Source organism: Deltaproteobacteria bacterium, from assembly GCA_017302835.1.
Classification (GTDB): domain Bacteria; phylum Bdellovibrionota; class Bdellovibrionia; order Bdellovibrionales; family Bdellovibrionaceae; genus UBA2316.
In genome coordinates, this window is the sequence record JAFLCC010000004.1 from 50,477 (window position 1) to 74,984 (window position 24,508).

Sequence of the window (24,508 nt, forward strand, 5' to 3'; positions counted from 1 at the left end):
ATTATTGAGCAATCGCAATTATTTCAACAAATGTCCTCTCTACATATTGTGTTGTCGAAGCGTGGACGCTGGTTAGAATCATTAATGTTCTTAACGACTAATCCTGTAGAAGAAAACAACCATAGAAAAAAATATTTTATTTTGGTTCGCGGCAATTTGCTATGGCTAGCTGTGATCCAATTTCATGTTGAGCGATGGTCCATTCCCATTCTGTTAACCAAAGTCTGAGTCTTTCCTTGGCTAATTTAAATTCAGCTTCATCCATAAAGAGCGGTTTCGGAAAACCTTTAAGCGAAGACTTAAAACTTGAATTTTCATTCACATCCGGTATTTTTTTGTACTTTTCAGTAAACACTAGGTCAGATAAATTAAAATTGGTGTAGGGCCGCGTAATTTGGTTTCCAATTTTTTCTCCAGTAAACCAATTTTCCATTAATTTTGAAGCCAGCAAATCCACCTTTTCACTCTCATTTAATTCTTGATGTTCATTCTCTCTTCTAAATAATTTCTTTAGATATAAATTCAATTTGACAGTTCGATATCCCCAAGCCGTCCATTTCTGCATCATCAGAGTTAAATTTGGACCCATCCCAGCAGATAACATTTCACAGCTCATGAATGCTGCTAATTGGACGTGGTAATACTTAGCATACAGTGTTACTGCGTTAATGTTCGTTTTGATTTTTTGTTTCAAATCATCAGAAATGTCCGCATTCGCTCCTAAATTTTTTGGAAGAATTAATATTTTATTTTTAGAAAATTGAACATGAGCATTTTTATTTCTTTCGCTCATTTTAATGTTCATTTGATCATAAATCTTGTTCATTTTTTCCCTTATTTCCATGAAGTCTTTTCCCCCGGAAGGCATCATCATTAAATCCTCTTTTAATTTTTTTAAATTCGTTTTTTGCGAATCTGTTAGAAAATACTCCATCGGCATTGACAAATCTAAGGAACCATTTGGATCAGCCAGCGTGGCTGCTAAAATTTGCATTGCTTCTCGTGGAGATTGATGGCCCAGCTTCAGCAATTCTGTCCACAAGAAACCTGGTTTAAAATTTACAAAATTTCCTTTGCCCGTTTCTTCGTCCAGATGGACATCCTCTTCACTCACCGTATATTTTTCATCTTGCCTTTGGAGCCAGAGATAGAGGTCATACAATTGTTGTTTAAACTGATTGTCTTCTTTTAGTTTCGTCTCAACATAACTTTTTATACCAGGAAGGCCCGTCTCCATTTCTTTTTCAGATGAATACTTGTTTATCCCTACTAAATTAAACCAAACCTCTAATCCCTTCATATTCCCAGAGTCCCTCGGCAACTTCTTCACATGATCCCAAAGAACTGAAAAACCAGGATAAATTTTATTAATTTCAGATAGCCGATTTTCAATCCTCTCTTCAGCAAACACAACCAAAGGAAAAAACATGAGAAACACGGATATTATTTTAAATTTTTTAATCATCTTTTCACTCATTTAAATAGGATCTTATAAATAGGATCTTAACTCATAATCTTCTTATACTCTTCAGCAAAAACTGAACCATCTAAATAAAAATCCATAACTGCCGCCAATTTTTGGCTTGCTGATGTCTCATTAAACAACATTCTTATCAACAGTGAAAATGAAAAATCTTTTAACGAAATCTCTGAACCAATATGAAGTGGCAGAATCAAATTATTGAACCTTAGTATCGAGCTATGTCTTTTTTACAATACAAAACAAAGACACTATAAAAACCTCAAGTTTTACTTTAAGATCTCCAGAAACTAACAATATCGTTTCAATGTGTTCATCAATGCGTTCATCCAGGGAAATTAATCCCTACACATTTGAAACTGTATCAGATAATGCTTTACTGGAAAATGATTTATTGGATTTTTTTAAGATTTCGTCAAAAAAAAGCAAAAAAAAGGAAACACTATGAACCTTGCAAATTATATAAGTTTATCCTATCTCGTTTTAGTCGCCATCCTCGGCGCTAACCAAACCCACGCCAAAGACAGTGGCAATTATGGCTATGGCTCTGGTGGTTACAAGGCAACTTACACGGCTCCAACCACAAGTTACAGTTCTAAACAGTCCACCGGAGGTTATGGTGGAGCTAGCAGTTATAAAATGGAGACTCCAACTTACGGCGGTTCTAAGTATACTTCATCTAAAGCACCGGCTACTGGCGGTTACAGCGGTTACACTGGGAGTGGTGGTTATGATCAAAAGCAGACGGTAACATTTGGTGCAACAAAACCTTATAAACCGGATGCAAGCCCTAAAACTTCTAAACCAGCAGATTATGACTTTAAAGGAAAAGATTATAAATACACAGCTCCCGTTGTTACCACCAAGCCAACGGAAAAGTATAAACCCGAAACTGGGAATGGATACCCTTCATGGAATCCTTCAAAAACTGATGTTAAAACTGATATTAAACCTGATACAAAACCGGCTTCAACGAAAAAACCTGATTATGATTTTAAAAATGATGGATATAAATATGAAGCTCCTAGTGTTACTTTCGGTACTACCAAAAAATATAATCCCAATGCAGAAATGGATAATGGAAAAAAATTTGACAGCCAGAACGCTAAATCTTCAGGTAAAGATTATTTCCCTGGAAATACAGCTAGCCCAACCAAAGGAAAAGACAAGCATGGAGACTACGAAGCTTTTCAAGACAATTCAGGTAAAATTCCAAAAGGATTCATTGCTAGAAAATATGAAAATGGTGTTGTCCGTGCCACAGGTACAGACTCAAAAGGTCGCGATGTAGCCATAACCACTAATCCAGATGGATCTACTGCCAAAACTGTGCAACACAAAGGCGGAGGAGGGAAAACTACATTTTTTACAGATAAAAACGGGAGACCTACCCGCGAACAAATTGTACATACAAGGCCGGATGGAACAAAAGCGGTGACTCAAATTTCCAAAGATGCTCAAGGTGTTGTTACCACAAGACATGCCAATGGTGGATTGTCCATAAAAAATGGAGATGGTTCCTTTGTCCATACGAAACCAAATGGTTTTAAAATTGAAGGCGATAAATTTGGAAACAAGAGATATTTTGAAAATGGTAGGTTAGCCTACCAAGATCAATATTACAAAAATAGTTACGGTTTTAACCGACAAAGAACTGTTTATATTGATAACAGAACTTATATCAATCACTATCATGGATATAATTATGGTGGTTACTATTACAATGCTTATCGTCCGTTATTTTGGTACCCAACTCCCTATTATGCCTATCTTTATAACCCATGGACACCCTTTGCTTATACTTGGAATCCCTATGCTTACTCTTGGTATTACACTCCCTATCCTGTCTACGCTGGACCTTCTTATTGGCTAGCCGATCATATCATATTATCTTACCTAGTAGCTGATGCTGTCGAACAAAGAAGAACACAGCAAATGAGTGAAGCTGTGGCTGTAGCCAATGCAACCAGCAGGTTAGATTTAAAACCTGGAGAAACTGGCCACTGCGAAAAAGTAAGCAAAGGATGGTTGATGGGAACTACAGAGGTTTGCACCAAAACAGCCGCTGCAGCACCTGTTCAGCCCGAGTCACCTGCTAAAACCGGCAAACCTGTTGATGATGCCACCAAGACACAAATAAGAATGCAAGTGGAAGAAGCTATCAAATCCCACGAAAGTAAAACCTCACTCACCTTACAAACAGCGTTGAAAAACAATAAATATATTTTTAATGTGGATGAAGAGTTAACTGTGGCGCAAGAAGATGGAGGAAAATGTAACTTAACTATGGGTGATATGATTAGCCCCATAGAAGAAAGGCAAGGAATGTCCCTGCTGAGAGTTGTGGCTTCAAAAGGCGAAGGTTGCGATATTGGAGATAAGGTGCTTGTTAAAAACGATGACTTGCAAGATATGCAAAATGCTTTTATGGAAAAGCTTGAAAAAGGGATGCAGGAAATGCAAAAAGATTCAAAGCTTAATGCACCTCAAGACAAGCCGAGCATCGTAGCAGAAGAAAAGAAAGAATAGAACGCGTAATTCGGAAATAGTTTAAATCTAAGTTTATTTATAGCAGCAAAGGCAGTTGATTGAAATCCTCTGCCTTTGCAGTTTTTGAGCCCCTGTACCGTATTTAATTACGTCTTTTTGATTTTCGTCTTTTCTTACTCGGTTTTTTTGTTGCGGATGGAGCTGAGGTTATTTCTAGAGTCTCTAGCTCCTGAGCTGTGAATTTATTAAGTGATCTTTTTAATTCTAGCCTTCTGTAGGAAATGGTTTGTCCCCCTTTTTCGAAACTCGCTTCCGTTGTCCATAGCCAACCTTGAATTTCTAACAAGGTCACGATTTTTTCAAACTCACTTCGGGATAGGGAAATTTTTAAATCTTCTAGCTTTTGAAAAATTCTACCTGTTGCCTGGCTTCCTTCCCTGTCCAAAACGGAAACAATTCCCATAATGGCTTTTTTTTCTGAAGGTGAAAGGGACCGTTTTCTCATCAGAGCACCTCTTTGCTCGGGTCTGCAAATATCGCAAATACCGCAGGGTTTTCCTGAATCATTTTGGTCCCCAAAATGGTTTACCAAAGAAATCATGCGACAACGCCCCGAGGTCGCATAGGCAAGCATTTGCTTCAACTGTTTCTGCTTTAAATCTCTTTGTAATTGATAAGATTTTTCCCAGTCGGGAGCCCCTTGAATTACATTTTCTTCACTGTCGATGAGAACCCCACGGTGAACCCAAAGCTGTTCAAGGCTGCGCTCAAAAGTTTCTGAATCCATTCTGGAAACTTCCTGCCGAAGCATATCTTTTGATAGACTTTCTTTTGATAGTTTTTCCTTTGATAGCTTTTCCTTTGGAAATTTTCCTTTTGATAGCCTTTCTGTAGTTAGAAATTCCTTTGATACGTTTTTATTTGCAAGCCGATCAAACAGCAACCTTAAATTAGCCACATCTGGATAATTCAAGTCGAAGAAAAATTCGTGGGTTTTTTGATCAGCAAAGGAATGCAGTAAATAGGCTCGGCTTTCTAAACCGTCTCGACCGGCACGACCTATTTCTTGATAGTACCCTTCCACACTTCCAGGCATCGCTGCATGAATCACGGTTCTGATATTTGGCTTATCAATCCCCATTCCAAAGGCAATGGTTGCAACCATGATGTCCATCTCGTTAGCTAAAAATTGGGATTGGATCTTGTCTCTTGCTGCAGCTGACATTCCCGCATGGTAAGATCCAACGCGAAAAGAGCCCGAAAGAAATTCAGTTAATTCTTCGGTTTTCTTTCTGGTTGGAGCATAGACAATTGCTGGCAATCTTTCTGAATTTTTTAAAATAGAAGAAATCACATGGGGTCTTTCACTCGGCGCGATTTCGGCAACCTCAATCGCGATATTGGTGCGACGAAATCCTTGAATGATTCTGGCCTCTTTGGCAAATCCTAACTGTCTGCAAATATCTTCTTGAACCACAGGCGTGGCCGTGGCTGTCAGAGCCATCACGGGCGTCGGCCTGAAGTCTTTGAGGCGATCTCCCAGCAAACGGTAATCCGGCCTGAAATCATGGCCCCATTGGGAAATGCAGTGGGCTTCATCAATAGCGATTAAGGTCGGCAAGTGCCTTCGTAAAAATTCGGGAAAACCAGGCACTGACAATCGTTCTGGAGCAATAAATAAAAAATCCAATTGTCCCGCTAGATACTTTTGGCAAACAGTTCTGGAATCCTCACGGCTTCGTCCAGAGTGAATTCGTTCTGCGGCTATGTTCAATGCTTGAAGCTTAGCCACTTGATCTTCGATTAAAGCCACCAGTGGACTAATCACCAAGGTAGTACCTCCTCGAGCCAATCCTGGAACCTGATAACAAATAGATTTTCCAGCGCCTGTGGGCATCACCAGCAAGACATCTTTTCCTTCTGTCACTTGACGGCAAACATTTTCTTGACTCGTGCGGAAGGAATGAAATCCAAAATAATCTTTTAGAAGTTTAGAAAGCTGATCCGATGAGGATGGCTGACGGATCGAAGTAACCAGAGGTGTTTCCGTTGTCGAAGAGGCCGCTTGAGAATTCCCAATACGAGGTCCACGCGGTGAGGCGACAATTTCAGCGATTCTTGCTGAAATTTCCACTTCGAGCTTGGCCATGAAATCTTTCAATGTGCTTTTTTTATTTTGAATTTCACTCAGCAGCTTTTCCCATTTTGCGGTAAGCTCGGGACTTTTCACACTGGGATGAACTGTCGCGATTAACTTGTGGCCAAGGGGTGTGGCAATCAAAGATTTGGCTTTTCTTTCAATATAACCGCGAGAAATAAGAGTTTCGATGATTCCTGCCCGTGTTGCCGGAGTTCCTAAACCTGAATCCTGCATGAACTCGGCTAATTCTCGATCTTCCAAATTTCTGCCGGCTGTTTCCATTCCCGTAAGAAGAGAAGATTCTGTCAGGTGAGGCGGTGGTTCCGTCGACTTCTGCCGAGATTCTATCGACAGAATCTGAATCAAAGCCCCGACCACAAGACCTGGTGGAAGTTCAGGCTCAAAAGATTTAACTCTGCCTCTCACCTCCAAGGCTTTCCACCCCTCCTCCAAAACCATCGTTCCTTGGGATTTAAATAAATCACGTTCAGCCACTTCGGTAATCGCGGTAGTGACAGCGGTGACAAAATCTTTTTGCCAAGCCATCAATAACCGACGGCAAATCAAATCATAAACTTTTTGTTCCTCACCAGTGAGCTTTAATTTTCCAGGTGGGGTGACCGTGGGAATAATCGCATGATGGTCTGTCACCTTGCTGTCGTCGACATGACGAAGAGTCAATGGGACCACTCCCGTCGTTTTCTCTAATGACTCTTCATAGGGAGTACGAATTACTTTCACAATTTCTGGTAAGGTCTCTGCTACAGATTCAGATAGATACCGGCTCCCCGTTCTCGGGTAACTGATGAGCTTATGAACTTCATAAAGACTTTGTGCCAGACTTAAAGTTTGTGTGGCTGAAAACCCATAGAGCCGATGGCAATGCCGCTGCAACTCGGTCAAATCATAAAGAAGTGGTGAGGCTTGTTTCACTGTTTTTCCATCAACAACGGCGAGTGTTGCTAACTTGCTTTCTTGAATTCGACGAAGAACCATCAAAACGTCTTGCGAGTTTGTTGCCTTATTAACAGTAAAACGTTTTTCCTTTGCCGTGATCGCATTTTTCACTTCCGATTTCTCACCAATATAGAGGCCTTGATAATCCCCTGTAGCCGATTGAAACTTTCCTTCAATAATATGGTAATCTTCAGAAATAAAATTTTGAATTTTCAAATCTCGTTCAGTGACTAAGGCCAAAGTGGGCGTTTGCACGCGACCAACAAAAAGCTGTTCCTGGGTCGTTAAAGCATAGGCCCGAGACAAATTCATTCCATAGAGCCAGTCCGCTCGACTTCGTGCCCTAGCCGCATCTGCCAGAGGATCATACTCCGAAGAGGGGCGAAGGGCTCGCAAACCTGCCTTGATTGAATCCGGAGTCAAAGAAGAAATCCAAAGCCGCTGCACGGGACGCTTGCATTTTGCTAATTCATAAATATAGCGAAAGATCAACTCACCTTCCCTGCCTGCATCCGTAGCGCAAATAATTTCATGACATTCAGAAAGGGCCTGCTTAACAACTTCAAATTGATGCTGAGTTTTTTCCACAGCTACCAAAGGCCACTCCTTTGGGAGCATTGGCAAATGGCTCAAATTCCAAAACTTCCAAATCGGATTGATCTGATGAGGTTCCGGCAAAGTGACCAAATGACCAACAGCCCAAGTCACTGTGTATCCACCACCGTGAAGGACACCATCACCTTGTTTAAAGGCACCCACAACTCGAGCCAAATCACGCGCTACGGATGGTTTTTCTGTGATGATAAGTGTGTTTTCAAATCTCGCCATAATTTTATTAATTCTTTATAAATACCAAAGCAAAATTCATTTCAAGTTTTAAAAAGGTGTTGTTTTATTACGCACTTTAATGACATTCGACGTCAGGAAATGCTTGGACTATTGACTGTATCAATTTCACAGCACAGACTATTTGAAAATAATAAATGAGAAAATAAAAATATTTTTTCAACAATAACAATGGAGAAACTATGAAAAAACTTTTGATCGTGATGGCAGCTATCGCTGCAGCAAGTACTTCCTTCGCAGGAAAACTTAATCTAGATGCACGCGTCGATTCAGACAGTGCTACCTACAACACAGATGCTGGACTTCCTGGATATCAGAAATACTATCTTCAAACAGGTAGAATTGATTGGAATGGAACAGCTAATGAAGATCTCTCTTACAGAGTGAGATTGAGATTTAACAAAACCCAAGGTGCCGTGAATACAAGAGATAGTTTAAACGACACTGTGGATATGGCTTATTTTGCTAACAAAATGAGCGATCTTACATTAACACTTGGTAAGTTTGAAATTGATACTGCTGGTTTTGAAGGGGCGACTACAGGTGCTGATCTTTATTTCACTTCTCAGGCCTATAATGATACAACTGTATCAAATACAAGATATGCAACAGGCTTAAAAGGTACCTACAACTTTGGTGATCATACTTTAGCTTTAGGACACACAAATCCAAGAAGTGATGAAACTCAAGGTAGTAGTTTTGCTCAATCAAATAGCGTGGCTTTCTTGGTATACAAAGGTGCATTACTAGAAAAATCACTTAAATTAAATGCTTCTTATCACCAATCTCATAAGGCTTATGATAAAGATGCAACAAACAGCCAAATGAATTTAGGTGTGAAATATGAACAAGCTGCTTGGTTTGCTAGCTTAGATCTTAATATGCATGCTGCTAAAAACTACACTACAGCTGATAAAACTGATACTTTAAGTTCTTATGTTTTAAACGGTGGATACAATATCAACGATTCAATGGCTGTTAAAGCAAAGTATGAAATGTCTAATAAGTTGGTTAACACTAACGCAACTACTGAGACAAAAACAGCTTATACTGGTATGGGTTTAGCTTTCGAATACAAGCCAGTTGCTGATACTAACTTCCGTTATCATGTTGCTTACACTTCTCTTGGTTCAAAAGTTGATGGCGCAACTGCTAGTCCTAATGAATCACACGTTGTTCTTGGTGCAAGACTTCTTGCTGACTTCTTAAAATAATTAGTTCAAACAACTAGTTAATAGTAAAAAAAAGACCAACATTAGTTGGTCTTTTTTTTTGAGAAGTTATTAAGGTGAGTTCACCTAATTAACTAAATCTACCTAATTAAATAATTCACTAGCTAGCTCGAGCCATTGGTTTTGAGTTATGAGCCTCTTCTCTTCTTGATTCATTATTGCTGTGTCTATTGTCATTGGAAACAGAACCAGCTCCAGTCAGTAAAGATGTCAAATCACTGACCACATCCACAAGTTCCACAACGGTTTGATCGAATACCAAGGTGGTTTCAGATATCTGTTTTGCAAGGGATGAATTCTCTTGAGCGGTAGTTTCAATCAAAGCCACGGCTTTGTTGATTTCTCCCACGCCCGTTGATTGCTCGCTGGCAGCTTGTGAAACGGAGCCAACCTGAGTTTGAATTTGCCCCATGATATTTTGAATAGATTTAAATACCTCTTCACAAGTGTCGGCCTTTTCTTTTCCTTCTTGAATTCGGTCTTCTCCTGAATCTAACTGAGTTCCAATTCTTGTTTGCATGTCATTAAAAATTTGAACGATTCGAACAGCACTTCTGTCAATCAGAGTGTTGATTTCTGCAGCAGCATCGCCTGACATTTTAGCTAAGCCACCGACTTCTTCAGCAACCACCGCAAAACCTTTACCTTGCTCACCAGCTCTGGCAGCTTCAACTGAAGCATTGAAACTTAACAACTTAGTTTGAAACACAATTTCATTAATCACTGAAGTTTTCGTTTTAATTTCGTTAATCAAACTAGAAACTTCTTGCACACCTTTATGACTTTCAGCCACCTCGGACTTGATTGACGAGAAGCTTTGTACAATCTTATCAATTGAATTCGAGAGATCGATAATGGATTTTGTACCTTGGGTAACGAAATCTTGAGATTCTGTTGTTTTTTTACTTGATATACCAGCTGCTTCAGATGTCTTTTCAACCATGGCTGTCACTTCGGAACAGGCGACCATGGTTTCTTGAACTGCCGAAGCTTGGTGCCCCAACTTTCCCTCTAGGGAAACAATATTTTCGCTGACTTGTGCTGAAGATACTTTGATAGACTCAGCCTCATGTTTTAGACTCTCTTGAATTCGCGACAAGGCGGTTGCAATTCTTCTTGAAAAAACCACTCCAAACACCAAGGAGATTAGGAAAACAATACCCACACTGAAAAAAGAAGTTTTTATCATTTTCTCGGCCGAAGCTTCACTTGCAACTGCTAATTGATCTGCCATTTTTTGTTGAAAAACCGAAAGCTTGCCAAGCGCTTCATCCAATTCAATTCTTGAAGAATCAACTTCATCCGTAATAAAAGTAGCCAGTTCTTCATTCCTAGCTGTTAGGTTAGCTTTTTTGGCCATCTCAAATGATTTCTCTACTAGATCATGGTACTTTGTCCATTTTGACTCAAAATTCTTTTTTATATCAGATTCATTTTCAGCCAATGGCAAAGCATCATAGAGCTTTTTAGTTTCACCAAATTTAACTGTTTTACTTTCAAATTCGCCTTTGAGCTCTTCGGCTTGATTTTTAGATGTTGCTGATCCTAATGCCAGCGCTGGAAGAGAAGAGTCTTTGGCATGGCTAAGCAAGGATCCTAATAACGCCATCTTTTTCAAGTTAACATCCAAAATAACCTGATAATCTATTTCTACTTTTTTTATTGAATAGGACCCAAGAAGACCAATAAACACCAACATCACACAAATAAAAATATAAGATAAAAGCATTTTGACTTTTAAACCCATTGCCACAATCAACCTCCCTTTAGGTAATTTAGTTACCCCCAAAGTTTCGGCAGGATTTAATTTTAAACAACAGAGCTAACGTCTAGTTTTTTTTCGCGCCTAATAAAAAAAAAAAAAGCAGCCTTTAGAGACTGCGTTTTTCTTTTTCTTAATAAAATCTAGACTAACGGTCAGATTAAAATCTTAATTATTTTTTGCAACCATTAAAATCAGATCTGTCGGCAGCACAAAAATTCTTACCACCTTCAACCGGTGTTGCTTTTTCTCCAAAAGTAGCTGTGATCGTCTTAGTTTTTGTTACTTCAACACGAGCATTTTCACACTCTTTAGTTGCTTTTTTAGCGCATTCCTTTTCTGTCTTTGCTTCTACTTCTTTAGGCTTGCAGACCGCATTTCCATCACACTTTGCATAACTTTCTTTCTCTTGCCCAGGACAAGCTTCTCTGGTTACAGAAATCATGCATTTCTCAGCAAAAGCGTTTGCAGAAATAAAAACAACTGCAGCTATAAATAATTTTACCATATAACAAAACCTCCATTTTATGTTTATGTAAATGATAGATTATTTTAATCTGATGGCAATAGAAATTTTTAAAACAAAACCATTTTTTAAAAAATAGACTTTAGGTGGGATGAAAACTTTTGGCCTTTAAATTTTTTGGACTAAATCATATACTACAATCTAATACTTTTATTTAAATTAATTATTCTAACAAATTTAAATTTTGGAGTTTTTAATGAAGTTATTCCATTACACTAAATTAGGTTTTATTTTAATTATTCTGGCCTCACCTTCATTCAGCACAGAATGGACCTGCAATCCAGATGGCATATTGAATAAAATTAATAAATCCCAGTTAAAATCAAAAGATGTATCTCAATTTAATAAAAAATTTGTTGAGATAAAACGTGATACAGACCTAAAAATTAGCAATTTAGAAAAAACATGGAAAAAAAAAGATACAGTCTCTGGTGAACAACACAAATCGGAAGTATTCAATTACTATTCTAATCATGAGTTTGGAAATGCTAAAATTCCACTAGGAAAAATAAAAGACAAAAATGGAAATTTGGTAACCTATTCAGAAAAACTTAAAAATGATTTTAAATCAAATTTTGTTAATGCCTATCTAGCACCATTCGGAGACCAGTCTGATTTTGAAATGAGTAGAGAAACGGAACCATTTGATCAGATTTCATTAGTTAATGACGAGTCAGCCAAAAACCCTAGACCTAATGATAAAGCGTATCATTTTGATCAGGAAATTGATGGATCCACCTTTTATTTTTCAAAAGGAAGACTTGTAGCTACCTTTATTGCTACTATAACACGTAATGAATCATCTGGCGGAGTCGATATTAAACGTATTCTTACTAGGTACGATAACAATTGCATGCCAAAAGAGATATTAAGAACAGAAACAAAGTCTGATAACCTAAAAACCGAAAGCATACTTTGGCGAGTGAATTTAAATTTGTGTACTCAGTATCTAAAAGAGAAAAAACCTATAAATAAAGATTCTCAATTTTTAAAAAACAAGGAATATAATTTTCAAATTGACCTGAGTGATGAAGATACTGAAGAAAATCTCAAAGATTTAATAAAAGACCTAACCGAAGCTTGTAAAAAGTTTCCAAGTGAAAAACCATCGTCGGCATCATCAAAAGGACATGAAACTGTTAAATAAATAGAAATAGCCTTTCATTCTTGAAATAAGTGTGTTTCCAATAGCTGCGATGCTAGTGATAAAAACCCATGACATCAGCCTTTATTCATTCTAGACTGGACTTTCTTTCTGGAGGATGAATAGAAAACCGAGCTCTGACACATGAAAAATCATCGATTTATGCATTAATGCTCGGGGCCCTTGGGGTTGTTTTTGGGGATATCGGGACCTCCCCTCTCTATGCCCTCCGAGAGTGCTTCACCCATAACCATCAAATTGCTATCAATCATAATAATGTAATGGGAATCCTATCTTTAATTCTATGGTCACTTTTAATTGGAATCAGTTTCAAATACATGACTATTGTTTTACGAGCAGACAACAAAGGTGAAGGTGGAATTTTATCCCTGATGAGCCTTGCCTCCTCTGTGGTTGAAAAAGGATCAAAAAGAAACATTGTTATTTTAACTTTGGGATTATTTGGAGCCTCTCTTCTCTACGGTGATGGGATCATCACTCCTGCGATTTCTGTGCTTTCTGCTGTTGAAGGCCTACAAGTGGTCTTTCCTGAATCTCAGAACTGGGTGGTCCCTATTACCTGCGCCATCCTCGCTGTCTTATTTGTGTTCCAGTCCTTGGGAACAACAAGAATCGGATTCTTCTTTGGACCTTTAATACTCATTTGGTTTTTAGTTATTGGAATCATGGGAGCTGTTCAAATTATGGCTCATCCTGAAATTTTAATGGCCATAAATCCTGCCTATGCATTTAATTTCTTTAAAGACAACCCCACGTTTGGCTATCTAGTGTTAGGAAGCGTTGTCCTCGTGATTACAGGAGGGGAGGCTCTGTATGCTGATATGGGCCATTTCGGCAGTAGACCCATTAGACTTTGTTGGTTTTATATCGCACTTCCAGCTTTGGTTTTAAATTATTTTGGCCAAGGCTCATTGCTTTTAAATTCTCCCGAATCCATCAGCAATCCTTTTTACCTATTGGCTCCAGGCTGGGCCCAGGTTCCTTTAATTATCCTTTCAACTTTGGCTACGACTATTGCTTCCCAGGCACTTATTTCTGGAGTTTTTTCTATCACCCGTCAGGCCGTGCAGCTGGGATTTTGTCCGCGGATCAATGTTATTCACACTTCAGTTCGCGAGATTGGTCAAATCTATGTGCCTTTTGTAAATTGGGCTTTATTTCTTGGTGTGATTTGGCTTGTTTTAAATTTCAAATCTTCAAGTCATTTAGCCGCGGCTTACGGGATTGCCGTATCTGGAACCATGCTAATCACAACCATTCTCGCTTTTTATGTGGCAATCAAAAAGTGGAAGTGGCCTATTTTACCGTCCTCAATTTTATTTTTAATTATTCTCTTATTTGATGTGAGTTTCTTTTTCCCGAATCTCTTGAAAATCACCCACGGAGGCTGGGTTCCCCTTGTTCTTGGGGGAACCGTCTATATTCTGATGACCACTTGGCAAAAAGGCAGACGCATTCTTGCTGAAGCCTTGAAGACAAAATCAATTCCTGTCACTGAGCTCATCAAAAAAATTGAGATAGAAAAGCCCTACCGGGTCCAAGGTACAGCTATTTATATGTCTTCTGACCCTTGGGGTGTTCCCATTCCTTTGCTTCATAACCTGCGGCATAATAAAGTACTTCACGAAAGAGTTATTTTCTTAACTATTTCCACCAAAGAAATTCCTTTTGTAAACAAAAGCGAAAGGGTTCAACTAGAATGCTTTGGGCAAAATGTTTATCGAATCGTGGCTTCTTTTGGGTTTATGGAAACACCCAAAATTAAACATATTCTGGAGGCCTGCCGCTTGAAAGATTTTAATATCTTACTGAATGAGACCACTTTTGTTCTTGGAAGAGAAACCATTCTGCCCTCTTCCATGCTTGGTATGGCTCTTTGGCGTGAGTGGCTTTTTGCGGTCATGGCAAAAAATGCTGCCCGACCCACAGCCTTTTTCCGTATCCCTCCCAATTCTGTTATTGAAGTAGGAATTCAAATTGAAATTTAATATTTAGAAGCTATTTTAAAAAATCTTCGACCAGGTTTTTAAGTTTTGAGGCGGCATTCAAAGATTTTTGCTGGAGGGATGTTTAATACTTCCCAATGTGATGTTACTTCAAATTTTTCTTTTAATAAATTCTGAAATCGAGCACCAGAGTTGGTTAAAACCGCATTGCAAGCAAGATAGGTTTTAAAATACCCACCTTTTTCAAGATGCAATTTAACCTGCTCAATAATGTTCTGTTGAATTTGCCGATCAAACAATGACCAAGGGAGGGTCGAAACGATCAGATCAAATTTCCGTTTTTCACTGTAATCAGAAATGGCTTCCGCAGAACTACAAATAAATTTAAAACCTTTATATCTATTTGAAACAAACTTATAAAGATCTTCATTTATTTCAATACCAATATATTTATCCTTATCACTCATGTTTTTAAAAATTTTTTCAGTGACAGCACCAGCCCCTACTCCCAACTCTAAAACAGAACAATGGGGATCAACCTGTAATGGCGAAATTAATGCCTTCACTACGGAAGATGATGTTTGAAACAATGTTGAAATCTGTAATGGTTCTTTTATAGCCGCCTTAAAAAAATGAAAAGAAGATGTCATAGATTATTCAAACTCTTCATCGATACTAGCGCCTTCATTAATCCCCCGAACTTCATCAATAAAAGTCTGGGTATCTTCTTCAAATTCATTTTCCAAATTGGATTCATCAATTTCCAACTCTTGAATGGCAGACAAGAAATCTTTTTCCGTTCTTAAATCCCTGCGGATCATCTCTAGAAATTTATCAGGATATCTAGAGGTTAATTCTTCGACATACCGTTCAAGTTTTCCATCCGTCAAAATCTTCTTACGCACCTGAATTTTCTTCCAATAAAGCAAATAATGATAACGGCAATAACCATCAACACCGGCTACCTGGTCACAGTCGCGAGCCCGGCAAAGTAAATTTCCCTCGGCATCGGTTAAATTAATCTCTTCAAAGTTTTTTTCTTTAACTTCGGCTTCAAAAAGCAACGAGTCATCAATTTCAAGGTCAGCTTCTTCGACAGCTTTTAAATCCTCTGCATACTCTTCGATTTCATTCCCATTATCATCATCCAAAAAAACATCATCTAAAGCATCCGTCTCTTTGTTGTCCTTGAGATCTTTTGTTTTTTGAGGTTTTTGCTTTTTTAGCTCCTTTTGACTTTGATTTTTAGCTTCAACCTTATTAGATTTTGAACCCTCTCCTGACAACTCAACTGTTTTTGAAGAAGCTCCATGTTTTTTATCAGTTATTTTTTTGTCGAAAACTTTTTTGTCAAATTCTTTTTTATCAGCGAACTTTTTACTCTTATTTTGATCTTCTTGAAGTTTTTTATTTTTTAGCTCTAAGCTTTTCTCGTGCTCTCTTTTTTTTAATTCTAACTTTTTAAGATGTTCTTTTTTAAAAGAGGTAACTTCAATTTTTATTTCTTTTTTATGCCCTTTAATTGGTAATTTTGAGAATTCCGTTCTTTTTGAATCAACACCCTTTAGTTCTGGTTTGTTGTATTTTTTATTAAACTCAACTTCTTTTTTGGCTCCCTTAAAATGGCTTTTGTTCGGAGCGTTATATTTAAGACTCGATTTAGGCATTTCTTTAGAGAAAGTTTTAACGCCTGCTTTTTCAGCACTTTTACTTATCATTTTTTTTGACTTATTTTTGTCACTGCCTTTAGAGCCAATATGCTTAGAATTATTGGATTTTTGATTTTTTCCAGAAGGTGTTTTTGCTTTGTGTGTCATTTTCATCTTGATGTTTTTTCCCATGCCCTAGCCTTTATTTAATACGCCAACGAAGTCAACTTAAAATTTACTTAATAATGATCGGCGCGTTGATAGATTTGACCTCAATGCGGGTCAAGGTTTTGTCCCCTGGAGTTCTGCCCTTAAAGGTGCTTTCTTGCTTATTTTTATATGACTTTAAAGACCCAGGTAAATAAATATCACCCTCATCACTCTTCAAATTTAACCCTATTCCCGAAACATTGTTGGTATTAACAAAAATCCTACCCGTCTTCGCCTTCAGGATAAGTTCGTTATCCTTACTCAATCGAACCTGAGTGTTCACATCATCCAAGTTTGCCTCAAAGCGCCCTTGGTTTGTAAAAGCACCCAAAGTTCCTTTAGTCATTTCAAGAAAAAAAGAACCTGAATTTTGATTTAAACTGACCTGACCATTGTAGGCGTAAATTTGTTGATTACCCTGTGTTTTATCTAAAGACAATTTAAGATTTTGCACTTTAAATTCGCCATCACTCAAAGAATTTTGCACATTCAATTTAAGTTGCTCTCCATCAAAAATCATTTTCCCTGTATGAGTTTCGACAGCGATATCTCCATTAACCAAAGAAACTTGAAGTTCTCCAGTGGTTTTAATAAACTTTAAGATTCCAAAAGAGCTGGTCACTTTGATTTCTTTCTTCATATTTTCAACTAACAAATCAACTTTATAACCAGAAACTTGAATGGGAATACTAGGAGTTTGGATGAGTATTTTTTGTTTTGGAGAATTGAGCTCGGACATGAGATCTTTTTTATTTTCCTTTAAAATCTCTTCAATCAGAAGTCCCTTACCATTTGAATTTTTTAACACCCAACGATTTTTGTCGGACACTCCCACTATCTTGATAGTGGCACCCGGGGACTCCGAGATTTTAACATCTAGATTCTGTCCCTTCAATATCAACGCCGGGTAGTCCCGCACCGAAAGCTCAATCGCCTGACCAAACACCTGGCTGCAACGAAAAAAGCTCAACGCCATAAAAACTAAATAAGAAGTCGATTTTCTAAACAAGGATTTTCTAAACATAGACGAGTATTTCAAAGTGAATCTGCATCCGTGTCAACTTCAAGTTTCCCTCGTTAATGGAATGACATCCTGTGCATGAAGAGAACTTACTTGACCCCTCTGAAGTGCAGGTAAAAACTCGAGGTGATCAATTAAACATCACTCAAAAAAAATAGAGGGGAAAATTATGAACAGAGTCGTGATTGTCAGTTCGCTCAGAACTCCTGTCGGAAGATTTCAAGGAAGTTTAGGTGCCCTTCCTGCTCCTAAATTAGGAGCCATCGTGATTAAAGAAACTATGAAAAGATTTTCACTATCAGCCGAGGCAATTGATGAAGTGATCATGGGTGAAGTTTTAGCCGCAGGGGTTGGGCAAGCACCCGCCAGACAAGCCGCCATCTTTGGTGGACTCAGCAACAAGACTCCTTGTTTAACCATTAACAAAGTTTGTGGATCTGGTCTTAAAGCCGTCATGCTAGGCGCCGATGCGATCACCCTAGGGCACAGCCATGTTGTCCTTGCCGGTGGCCAAGAAAATATGACCCTGGCCCCTCACCTCCTCGAAAACTCAAGATCGGGATTCCGAATGGGACCAGCCATGGTAGCTGACTCTATGCTCAAAGATGGGCTCTGGGATCCCTATGGAAATTCCCATATGGGTTCCTTTGGGGATCTTTGCGCAAGAGAAAATCACTTTACAAGAGAAATGCAGGATCAGTTTGCCATTGAATCCTATCAATTTGCCCAGAATGCCATGACTCAGAATTATTTCAAAAATGAAATTGTTCCGGTAATCATAGAAAACAAAAAAGGCAATATCCTTGTGGATAAAGACGAAGAACCCTTTAACACTCAATTTGATAAAATTCCCACCTTAAAGCCCGCCTTCGAAAAAGAAGGCACCGTGACGGCCGCGAATGCTTCCAAAATTAATGATGGAGCCGCTGTTCATTTGTTAATGTCAGAGACCCAGGCTCAAAAAAGTGGATTAAAACCCCTAGCACGCATTGTAGCTTATGCAACCAATGCCCATGATCCAAGTTATTTCACCACGGCTCCTGTCGGGGCCATTAAAAAAGTACTCAACTTAGCCAATCTCAAAGTTTCTGATATTGATCGCTGGGAAATCAATGAGGCCTTTAGCGTGGTCACCCTGTTTGCTATTAAAGAATTAGAACTTACAAGGGCCAAGGTCAATTCCCACGGTGGTGCCATTGCCATTGGTCATCCCATTGGAGCCAGTGGCGCTAGAATTTTGGCCACTCTGGTACATGGTCTACATACTCATCAACAAAAATATGGTTTAGCGACCTTGTGTATCGGTGGAGGCGAAGCTGTTGCCATGATTATCGAAAGAGTTTAAAACATGGTTCATTTTTTCATGAACCATGTTCATTAATTTCTTTTTATCATCGATCACAAAATCTGTTGTTTCAATAGAATCCATCACTTCAAGAGTGATGGTGTCTTGCCAGTGGTAAAAATTCGGAATAAAACTTTTTTTAGACATCACCCGGTTGGCATTTCGAATGATCACAGGAACAATGGGCGCTTGGCATTGGATTGCAAAGACAAATGGTCCCGACTTAAATTTTCCCAGACGCGGCTCCAGCTGCCTTCCTCCTTCGGGGCTCAAAGCAAATCTTTCGCCCTTTTGCATCCTGATTTTTGCCTTCTCATAAACTCTAAAAACAGATTCTTTACGGTCTCTGTTGATAGGAAGAACTCCCACCCTTGCGATGGCCTTCCCAAAAAAAGGAATCTTAAATAATTCAATTTTGGCCCCAAAACGAAATGAAGGAAGAGCTGCTGACATCGCCCAGACATCAAAATAACTGGTGTGATTAAAGAGGTACAAACAACCCCCATTTTTGGGAATTTTCTCGCGATGGATCACTTTCACTTTCACATTAAACATCCGACAAGTATTGCGGGCCCACCATTTAATAACCCTATTATCTATTTTTCGGTCATTAAAAATCAAATTTAAAACTATCGTTACCACAGAGGCTATCAAAGTAAAAAAGGGGTATATCAAAACCATCACTATGGATCTTAGTGGTGCTAAGGAATCTAACATCATAAGCCTCCTAGTTCCCTGGGAACAATCTATTTCTGGCGGCTTTTATTTGTCGCTCTTTATAAGAATCATGGTTGGAAGGTCCTGAGATCATATTCGTATAGGATTTTTCATCCATGATTTGAACCTCATAGGGAAAGAAAAAACTAAATAACCTTTTATCTTCTTTATCAATATGAATAAGTTTCCGCGTGATAAATTTAATAAACTTAAAATCATTATGGGTCTGTTTATTGCTTTTACGAAAAAGATCGGTCTCTTTTAAGTTTTCCTCTAGGTACTTTTCCATATAGGAGTGAAAATCAGTTCGCGAAATTTTTTCCTGTTTGGCAAGCTCTAAAGCTTTACGAAAATGACTTACAGGATAAAGATTATTTGAAGACTGATCCGGCATTGTATGAGGAAAGCTAATCATTTGATGCTCTAACAAAAATCGTAATACGGTAAAAACATCAAATAAATCTTTAGTTACAAATCGAATCCCCAACTTATCAAATATTTTCATTGCCAAAGCATCTGGACGAGCTAACAGCTTAATCACAGCACTGGATGAGGTTTTGAACGGTTTGGATTGAAAGTGGACCAACTCAATTTTAGATTCATGGGGCAAGTAACCTTTTGAATCACCAACCGTTAAATAGGTTTTATGAGTTTGGCCATCATGATAAATAAACTTCTGAAAATCAGACAATACTTGCTTTTGAATCTCTTCCGAATAACTCGTAAATAGATCATTCTCCGTGTGAACAAATACATGAATACACCTTAATATTGCACATGACCATATCTGGTATTCTTTTGAAAAACTATTTTTAGGGGTCGCGTAGAAAAGAAGCTTTGTGATATCCACTAGACTTTTTCGATCTCGCAAGACTTCTGGGATTTCATCAAGGGCGTATCCCAAGCGTTCCGTCATTAAAACGACACTCCGGCGATGATAGTACCAGAGTTTTTCGATATCTCTGGGATTTTTGGAATCAAAACCATAGGACTTTAAAAACAAATGAGCTTTATTTTCTGTGTCGATTTCAAGTCCTGGAATATCTAAAGCGGATTTGCCACCAGCAATCGTATCCATGATCGACCAATTAAAATCAAAATCTGTTTTCATCACCATCATAAACCTGTTCGGAAACTATTTTTTCCTGACAGATCCTATGATTTAATAAGCTCAGAGTCTAGCATTTTCCGAAAGCTTACCTAAAAGGTTAATTAAAGGAATAATCCACAAGATTTCATAACAAAGACTCCCAAGAATCCAGATTTTGGTGTCTCTTTATTAAAATGAGTTGTATTAATAAAACTAACCTTGCCTCTGGCCTCTGTCCCATTGAAGGTTCCCTCAACAATTACGGATCCATAGCTATCTTTAAAAACTAATTTAAAATTTCCAGTATTTCCAACTAGGTTTGAAATTTCTCCGGAGTCTGCTTTTACAAAATTTATCATGATATTTTTTAAAAGCTCACCATCTGTTCCTTTTTCCCCAACTTTCCCATCTTTTATTTCCAAAGAAAACTTGGATTCAGACAAATTTAGTTGGTTATTTGTTACCTTTAGTTTTAGCTCCATACTCACCCAGGTTTCTGTTGAGGCCGCCGAACCGTCCAAGGCTCCAAGATATGCAGGGTCCATGGATCCAGATAAAAAATTAGCAAACGAATCTCTAAAATTATTTCCTGGAACTGAGCCATCATCCCATAACCTTCCCCAGGTAGAGGATCCATCAGTGCATTTTTGAGTGCTTAAATTATTAACTCCATTTACTGGATCTGTTCCCCTCAGGGCCGCGCCAGACCTGCTTGAAGAGGTGTTCTTTTTTGCACATGATGATAAAATTAAAAAAGAACTTAAAAATGCAAATAAAATTGATTTCAAAATGGCTTTTTTCATAAAAAATTCTCCTGTCCTTTGAACATGTTTAAAATTCTTCAAACACGCTCTTACCTACTTACTAAGGCAAAGAAGATGCCAAAGACTAAGAAACCCAAATCATCTAAAAATGATTCCATCTGGAAGTTATGGAAATATGAAGCTAAATTGTGATTCATTTTGAGACAACTTACGATCTTGTCAATTTTGGCCCTCACTCGAACAAGGAGGATACAGATCCAGGCCCCTTTGATTAGTTTTTTTTCAAGGTATCATTAATTTTAAGAAGAAGATCGATCTGTGACTGCTGAATTTTAAATAAAGATTTCATTTGTTCACTAATGAGTAGGTCCATTTTCCCATGGAGACTCCTCACTTCCATTTCGGCTTTTAGGTTGATCATAAAGTCACTGCGGGCTCGTCGACGGTCTTTATCTTCTCTTCGGTTTTGGCTCATCATGATGATAGGGGCCTGAATAGCAGCGATGCAGGAAAGAACAAGGTTAAGTAAAATAAAGGGATAAGGATCAAAAGGCTTTTCTCCTAAAAAGAATATATTGAGTACTATCCATGATGCTAAAATAAAAAAGAATCCTATAATGAAAAACCAGCTCCCTCCGAACTCAGCCACTTTATCGGCCAGGGATTGACCTAGGGAAAGCTCAGAGTCTCTTTCTAGCTCGAGCAGTTTCTCTGATAGTAGTTGTTCCTCAGCAATGGATTCTTTAACTAAATCGCCCAATCTTTGCAATTGTAAGTTTTCTTCTTCGATCAGTTCTTTTAAATCCATAGGATTCGACCTTTCATGATTTATTAAAGATAAATGTGTAGACCCGGTCTGTGGCATTTCTTTTTAAAGTCATGGTATCATTTATTTTTGAAAAATCTTTAAGTTTACTTTCAGGAGTTAGACCATCAATGAGCGATAGAATATTTTCTAAATTTTGGCCATGATTAATAACTTGAACCATATTCAAGTTAGAGGGTAATTTCATTTTTGAAAACTCGAGAGCTTCTCTATTATTGAGAATTTTAGGCCCCACGGTAACATACTTGTTATAGGCTAAGGGCTCCATCACAGAATGAACTTTATCTTTAAAAGAACCTCCGACAAAGGAAATATCAGCATATTGATAAAGATAAAATAAAAGTCCGAATTGATCGACAATTAAAATATCCCAATCGGTATTTTCATCAAAATCGGAATAAAATTGCAACTTGGCCTTAGGGAATTCTTTCGTGATCCTATTTTTAATAGAATCTAGGTGAGATTTATTGACTTCGTGGGGGGCCACAATCCATTTCCAATTGTGGAAATTTTTAAATACAGGAAAAAGAATACGTTCATCCTCTTCCCAGGTAGAACCAGCAACAAAAATTTTCTTAGAACAAAAGGCATGATCGTTATTTTGAGTCAAATCCTCTTGTTGGGAATTAATAGGGAAAAGATTTTTTAAAATGGGAACGGATTTTTTTTTGAGTTCAATTTGATCAAATCGAGTATCCCCTAAAATTTCAATAGGAACTTTTATACCTATTTTCATTAAGTTTATTTTATCTTCAGAACCGACAGTATAAATGGCTGTCAATCGATTGAAACAAAATTTTGTTAACCCTTGACTGACTAAGCCCACTTTTGAGCTTTTCTCTGAAAGGGTGCAAGAAAACAAATAAGAAGGTATTTTTCGTGATGATAATTGATAGCTAAACTCAGGCCATACATCTGTTCTTGAAAACAAAACGTATTTTGGGCTCCATAAAAAAAGAAAGCGTCGAATAGAAAAAAAGGTATCAATAGGTGCGGGGCCAAAAGCATCTATATCATTTGAATTTTTTAATGCATAGAGGACCGAAGGTGACGAAAGAGTGACCAAAATATTGTATTGAGGTTGCAATTCTTTAATTTTTCTGATGAGAGGGTAGGCGTATTCGATTTCGCCACTAGCCGCATGAACACAAATGGTAGGATGAGATTGATTAAACGTAGGCTTGATTGTAAAGGGATGATGAATTCTAAAAAAGAGGGTTTGTTTTAGTTTCCCTTTAGATAAAACGAAATAACCAATTCTCAAAACAAATGAGACAACCAAAAACAAACATCGGTAACTATAAAAAATCAAAGTTTCCATTTTCTTACCCTACTCGCTACAGTTTCAGGTTTTATGTCTACTAAACATTGATGATATTTTGCATTGGTGCATGGGCCCTGTCCATGCTTGCTACAAGGACGACAGGTTAAATCAATTTCAAAAATATGAGTTGTAGCTCTGGATGGAAATCCAAAGGGTGCTGGCCCCATTAAAGCGATGCAAGAATGGCCTAACTGTTCAGCGACATGCATCAGTCCCGTGTCATTGCTGATTAAAAGTTCTGATTTTGAAATAATTGCTGTATTGACGCTCAGATCACATTTCCCAGCCAGATTGAGGCACCGATGAGGAGCCGCCTTCTCAATATCTTCGATGAAGCGGTCTTCTGGACCTCCGAGAATAACAAAATTTTTTTCAGGAAGTAGTTCTATAAGCTTAATCCAATAACTTTTTGGCCATCTTTTTAAGAAATAAGCAGCCGAAGGAGCCAAAGTGATAAATGATTTAGCAAAGGATTGAAGTAACTCCCGGGCTTTGGTTTCATCAAGTTCTGATGGAAAAATTTGGGGAGGAGGAGGGAGAGATCTGCTGATTCCCCATTTTTCTAAGGGTTCGATGAGGTCTCTTTGTCCAGAAAAGGGCATTTCATATTTGTTGATTCTAAAAGAAAATAAAAGTATCCGCTTTATTCTGTAGGTGGGTCTTCGTAGAATTTCTAACTTTTTAGAAAAACCGATGATAAGACATATTAACCGAGAACGAAAATTATTGTGAACATCATAAATTTTCAAATAGTTTTCCTGTCTCAATTTAAGCCCTAAATCAAAAAGACCCTTGATACCTAATTTACGATCTAACGACCAAACTTTTTCAACGAGGGGATGGGGTTCAATGATCCCTTTAAATTCTTTACGCGTGATAAAATGGATTTGAGCTTGAGGGAATTTTTCTTTTATTTTTGCAGGAAGACTTAGGGATTGAGTGATATCCCCGAAACTGGAAAACCTAATTAACAGAATTTTAAAATTAAATTGCATTAACAGAAGTTTACTCGGATATT

The 24,508-nt window shown here is 38.0% G+C and carries 19 protein-coding genes; 5 read left to right on the forward strand and 14 right to left on the reverse strand.

Annotated features, from left to right (window positions below; all coding sequences use genetic code 11):
• Positions 1-136: 136 nt before the first annotated feature.
• Both J0M15_05505 and J0M15_05510 read right to left on the reverse strand, forming a co-directional pair.
• Positions 137-1,465: a hypothetical protein gene (locus J0M15_05505; GenBank protein ID MBN8536487.1), complete on the reverse strand. Its 1,329-nt coding sequence runs from the start codon at positions 1,463-1,465 to the stop codon at positions 137-139.
• A gap of 38 nt (positions 1,466-1,503) precedes the next feature.
• On the reverse strand, positions 1,504-1,677 hold the full coding sequence (locus J0M15_05510; GenBank protein MBN8536488.1) for a hypothetical protein: 174 nt from the start codon (positions 1,675-1,677) through the stop codon (positions 1,504-1,506).
• A 247-nt stretch (positions 1,678-1,924) separates the two neighbouring features.
• Here J0M15_05510 and J0M15_05515 point away from each other — a divergent pair, with 247 nt between their 5' ends.
• Positions 1,925-4,009: a hypothetical protein gene (locus tag J0M15_05515; GenBank protein MBN8536489.1), complete on the forward strand. Its 2,085-nt coding sequence runs from the start codon at positions 1,925-1,927 to the stop codon at positions 4,007-4,009.
• A 103-nt stretch (positions 4,010-4,112) separates the two neighbouring features.
• On the opposite strand, the gene J0M15_05520 is transcribed toward J0M15_05515, so the two are convergent.
• Entirely contained in the window at positions 4,113-7,895 is a 3,783-nt protein-coding gene (locus J0M15_05520; protein ID MBN8536490.1) for a DNA topoisomerase 3, read from the reverse strand.
• 200 nt (positions 7,896-8,095) lie between these two features.
• Between J0M15_05520 and J0M15_05525 the strand changes: the two genes are divergently transcribed.
• Positions 8,096-9,127: a hypothetical protein gene (locus J0M15_05525; GenBank protein MBN8536491.1), complete on the forward strand. Its 1,032-nt coding sequence runs from the start codon at positions 8,096-8,098 to the stop codon at positions 9,125-9,127.
• Positions 9,128-9,245: 118 nt separating this feature from the next.
• On the opposite strand, the gene J0M15_05530 is transcribed toward J0M15_05525, so the two are convergent.
• Positions 9,246-10,898, reverse strand: a complete 1,653-nt coding sequence (locus tag J0M15_05530) for an MCP four helix bundle domain-containing protein (protein MBN8536492.1) — start codon at positions 10,896-10,898, stop codon at positions 9,246-9,248.
• A 181-nt stretch (positions 10,899-11,079) separates the two neighbouring features.
• On the reverse strand, positions 11,080-11,415 hold the full coding sequence (locus J0M15_05535) for a hypothetical protein (protein MBN8536493.1): 336 nt from the start codon (positions 11,413-11,415) through the stop codon (positions 11,080-11,082).
• 310 nt (positions 11,416-11,725) lie between these two features.
• Here J0M15_05535 and J0M15_05540 point away from each other — a divergent pair, with 310 nt between their 5' ends.
• Together J0M15_05540 and J0M15_05545 are read left to right on the forward strand one after the other, a co-directional pair.
• Positions 11,726-12,580, forward strand: a complete 855-nt coding sequence (locus tag J0M15_05540; GenBank protein MBN8536494.1) for a hypothetical protein — start codon at positions 11,726-11,728, stop codon at positions 12,578-12,580.
• Positions 12,581-12,747: 167 nt separating this feature from the next.
• Positions 12,748-14,586 carry a potassium transporter Kup gene (locus J0M15_05545; protein MBN8536495.1) on the forward strand — a complete coding sequence of 613 codons (1,839 nt, stop codon included), beginning with the start codon at positions 12,748-12,750 and terminating at the stop codon, positions 14,584-14,586.
• Positions 14,587-14,624: 38 nt separating this feature from the next.
• Here J0M15_05545 and J0M15_05550 read toward each other — a convergent pair whose 3' ends face one another.
• Genes J0M15_05550 through J0M15_05560 form a run of 3 tightly spaced genes read right to left on the reverse strand, consistent with a single transcriptional unit; the run spans position 14,625 to position 17,427 of the window.
• Positions 14,625-15,194 carry a methyltransferase domain-containing protein gene (locus J0M15_05550; GenBank protein ID MBN8536496.1) on the reverse strand — a complete coding sequence of 190 codons (570 nt, stop codon included), beginning with the start codon at positions 15,192-15,194 and terminating at the stop codon, positions 14,625-14,627.
• 3 nt (positions 15,195-15,197) lie between these two features.
• Positions 15,198-16,385, reverse strand: coding sequence for a hypothetical protein (locus J0M15_05555; GenBank protein MBN8536497.1), 1,188 nt, complete (start codon positions 16,383-16,385; stop codon positions 15,198-15,200).
• A 43-nt stretch (positions 16,386-16,428) separates the two neighbouring features.
• Positions 16,429-17,427 (reverse strand): hypothetical protein, encoded by a 999-nt coding sequence (locus J0M15_05560; protein MBN8536498.1) that lies wholly within the window; start codon positions 17,425-17,427, stop codon positions 16,429-16,431.
• Positions 17,428-17,593: 166 nt separating this feature from the next.
• Here J0M15_05560 and J0M15_05565 point away from each other — a divergent pair, with 166 nt between their 5' ends.
• Entirely contained in the window at positions 17,594-18,769 is a 1,176-nt protein-coding gene (locus J0M15_05565) for a thiolase family protein (protein MBN8536499.1), read from the forward strand.
• Here J0M15_05565 and J0M15_05570 read toward each other — a convergent pair.
• From J0M15_05570 to J0M15_05595, 6 genes are all read right to left on the reverse strand, one after another.
• Complete coding sequence (locus J0M15_05570) at positions 18,710-19,489, reverse strand: 1-acyl-sn-glycerol-3-phosphate acyltransferase (protein ID MBN8536500.1); 780 nt, start codon at positions 19,487-19,489, stop codon at positions 18,710-18,712. The genes J0M15_05565 and J0M15_05570 overlap by 60 nt on opposite strands.
• Positions 19,490-19,496: 7 nt before the next feature.
• Complete coding sequence (locus J0M15_05575) at positions 19,497-20,597, reverse strand: TIGR04552 family protein (GenBank protein MBN8536501.1); 1,101 nt, start codon at positions 20,595-20,597, stop codon at positions 19,497-19,499.
• Positions 20,598-20,698: 101 nt separating this feature from the next.
• Positions 20,699-21,379 carry a hypothetical protein gene (locus J0M15_05580; GenBank protein MBN8536502.1) on the reverse strand — a complete coding sequence of 227 codons (681 nt, stop codon included), beginning with the start codon at positions 21,377-21,379 and terminating at the stop codon, positions 20,699-20,701.
• Positions 21,380-21,611: 232 nt separating this feature from the next.
• Positions 21,612-22,148: a DUF1003 domain-containing protein gene (locus J0M15_05585; GenBank protein MBN8536503.1), complete on the reverse strand. Its 537-nt coding sequence runs from the start codon at positions 22,146-22,148 to the stop codon at positions 21,612-21,614.
• Positions 22,149-22,161: 13 nt separating this feature from the next.
• A complete protein-coding gene (locus J0M15_05590; GenBank protein ID MBN8536504.1) occupies positions 22,162-23,487 on the reverse strand; it encodes a hypothetical protein in 1,326 nt (441 codons plus the stop codon).
• Positions 23,475-24,485, reverse strand: a complete 1,011-nt coding sequence (locus tag J0M15_05595; GenBank protein ID MBN8536505.1) for a glycosyltransferase family 9 protein — start codon at positions 24,483-24,485, stop codon at positions 23,475-23,477. Before J0M15_05595 ends, J0M15_05590 begins: the two co-directional genes overlap by 13 nt.
• Positions 24,486-24,508 lie beyond the last annotated feature (23 nt).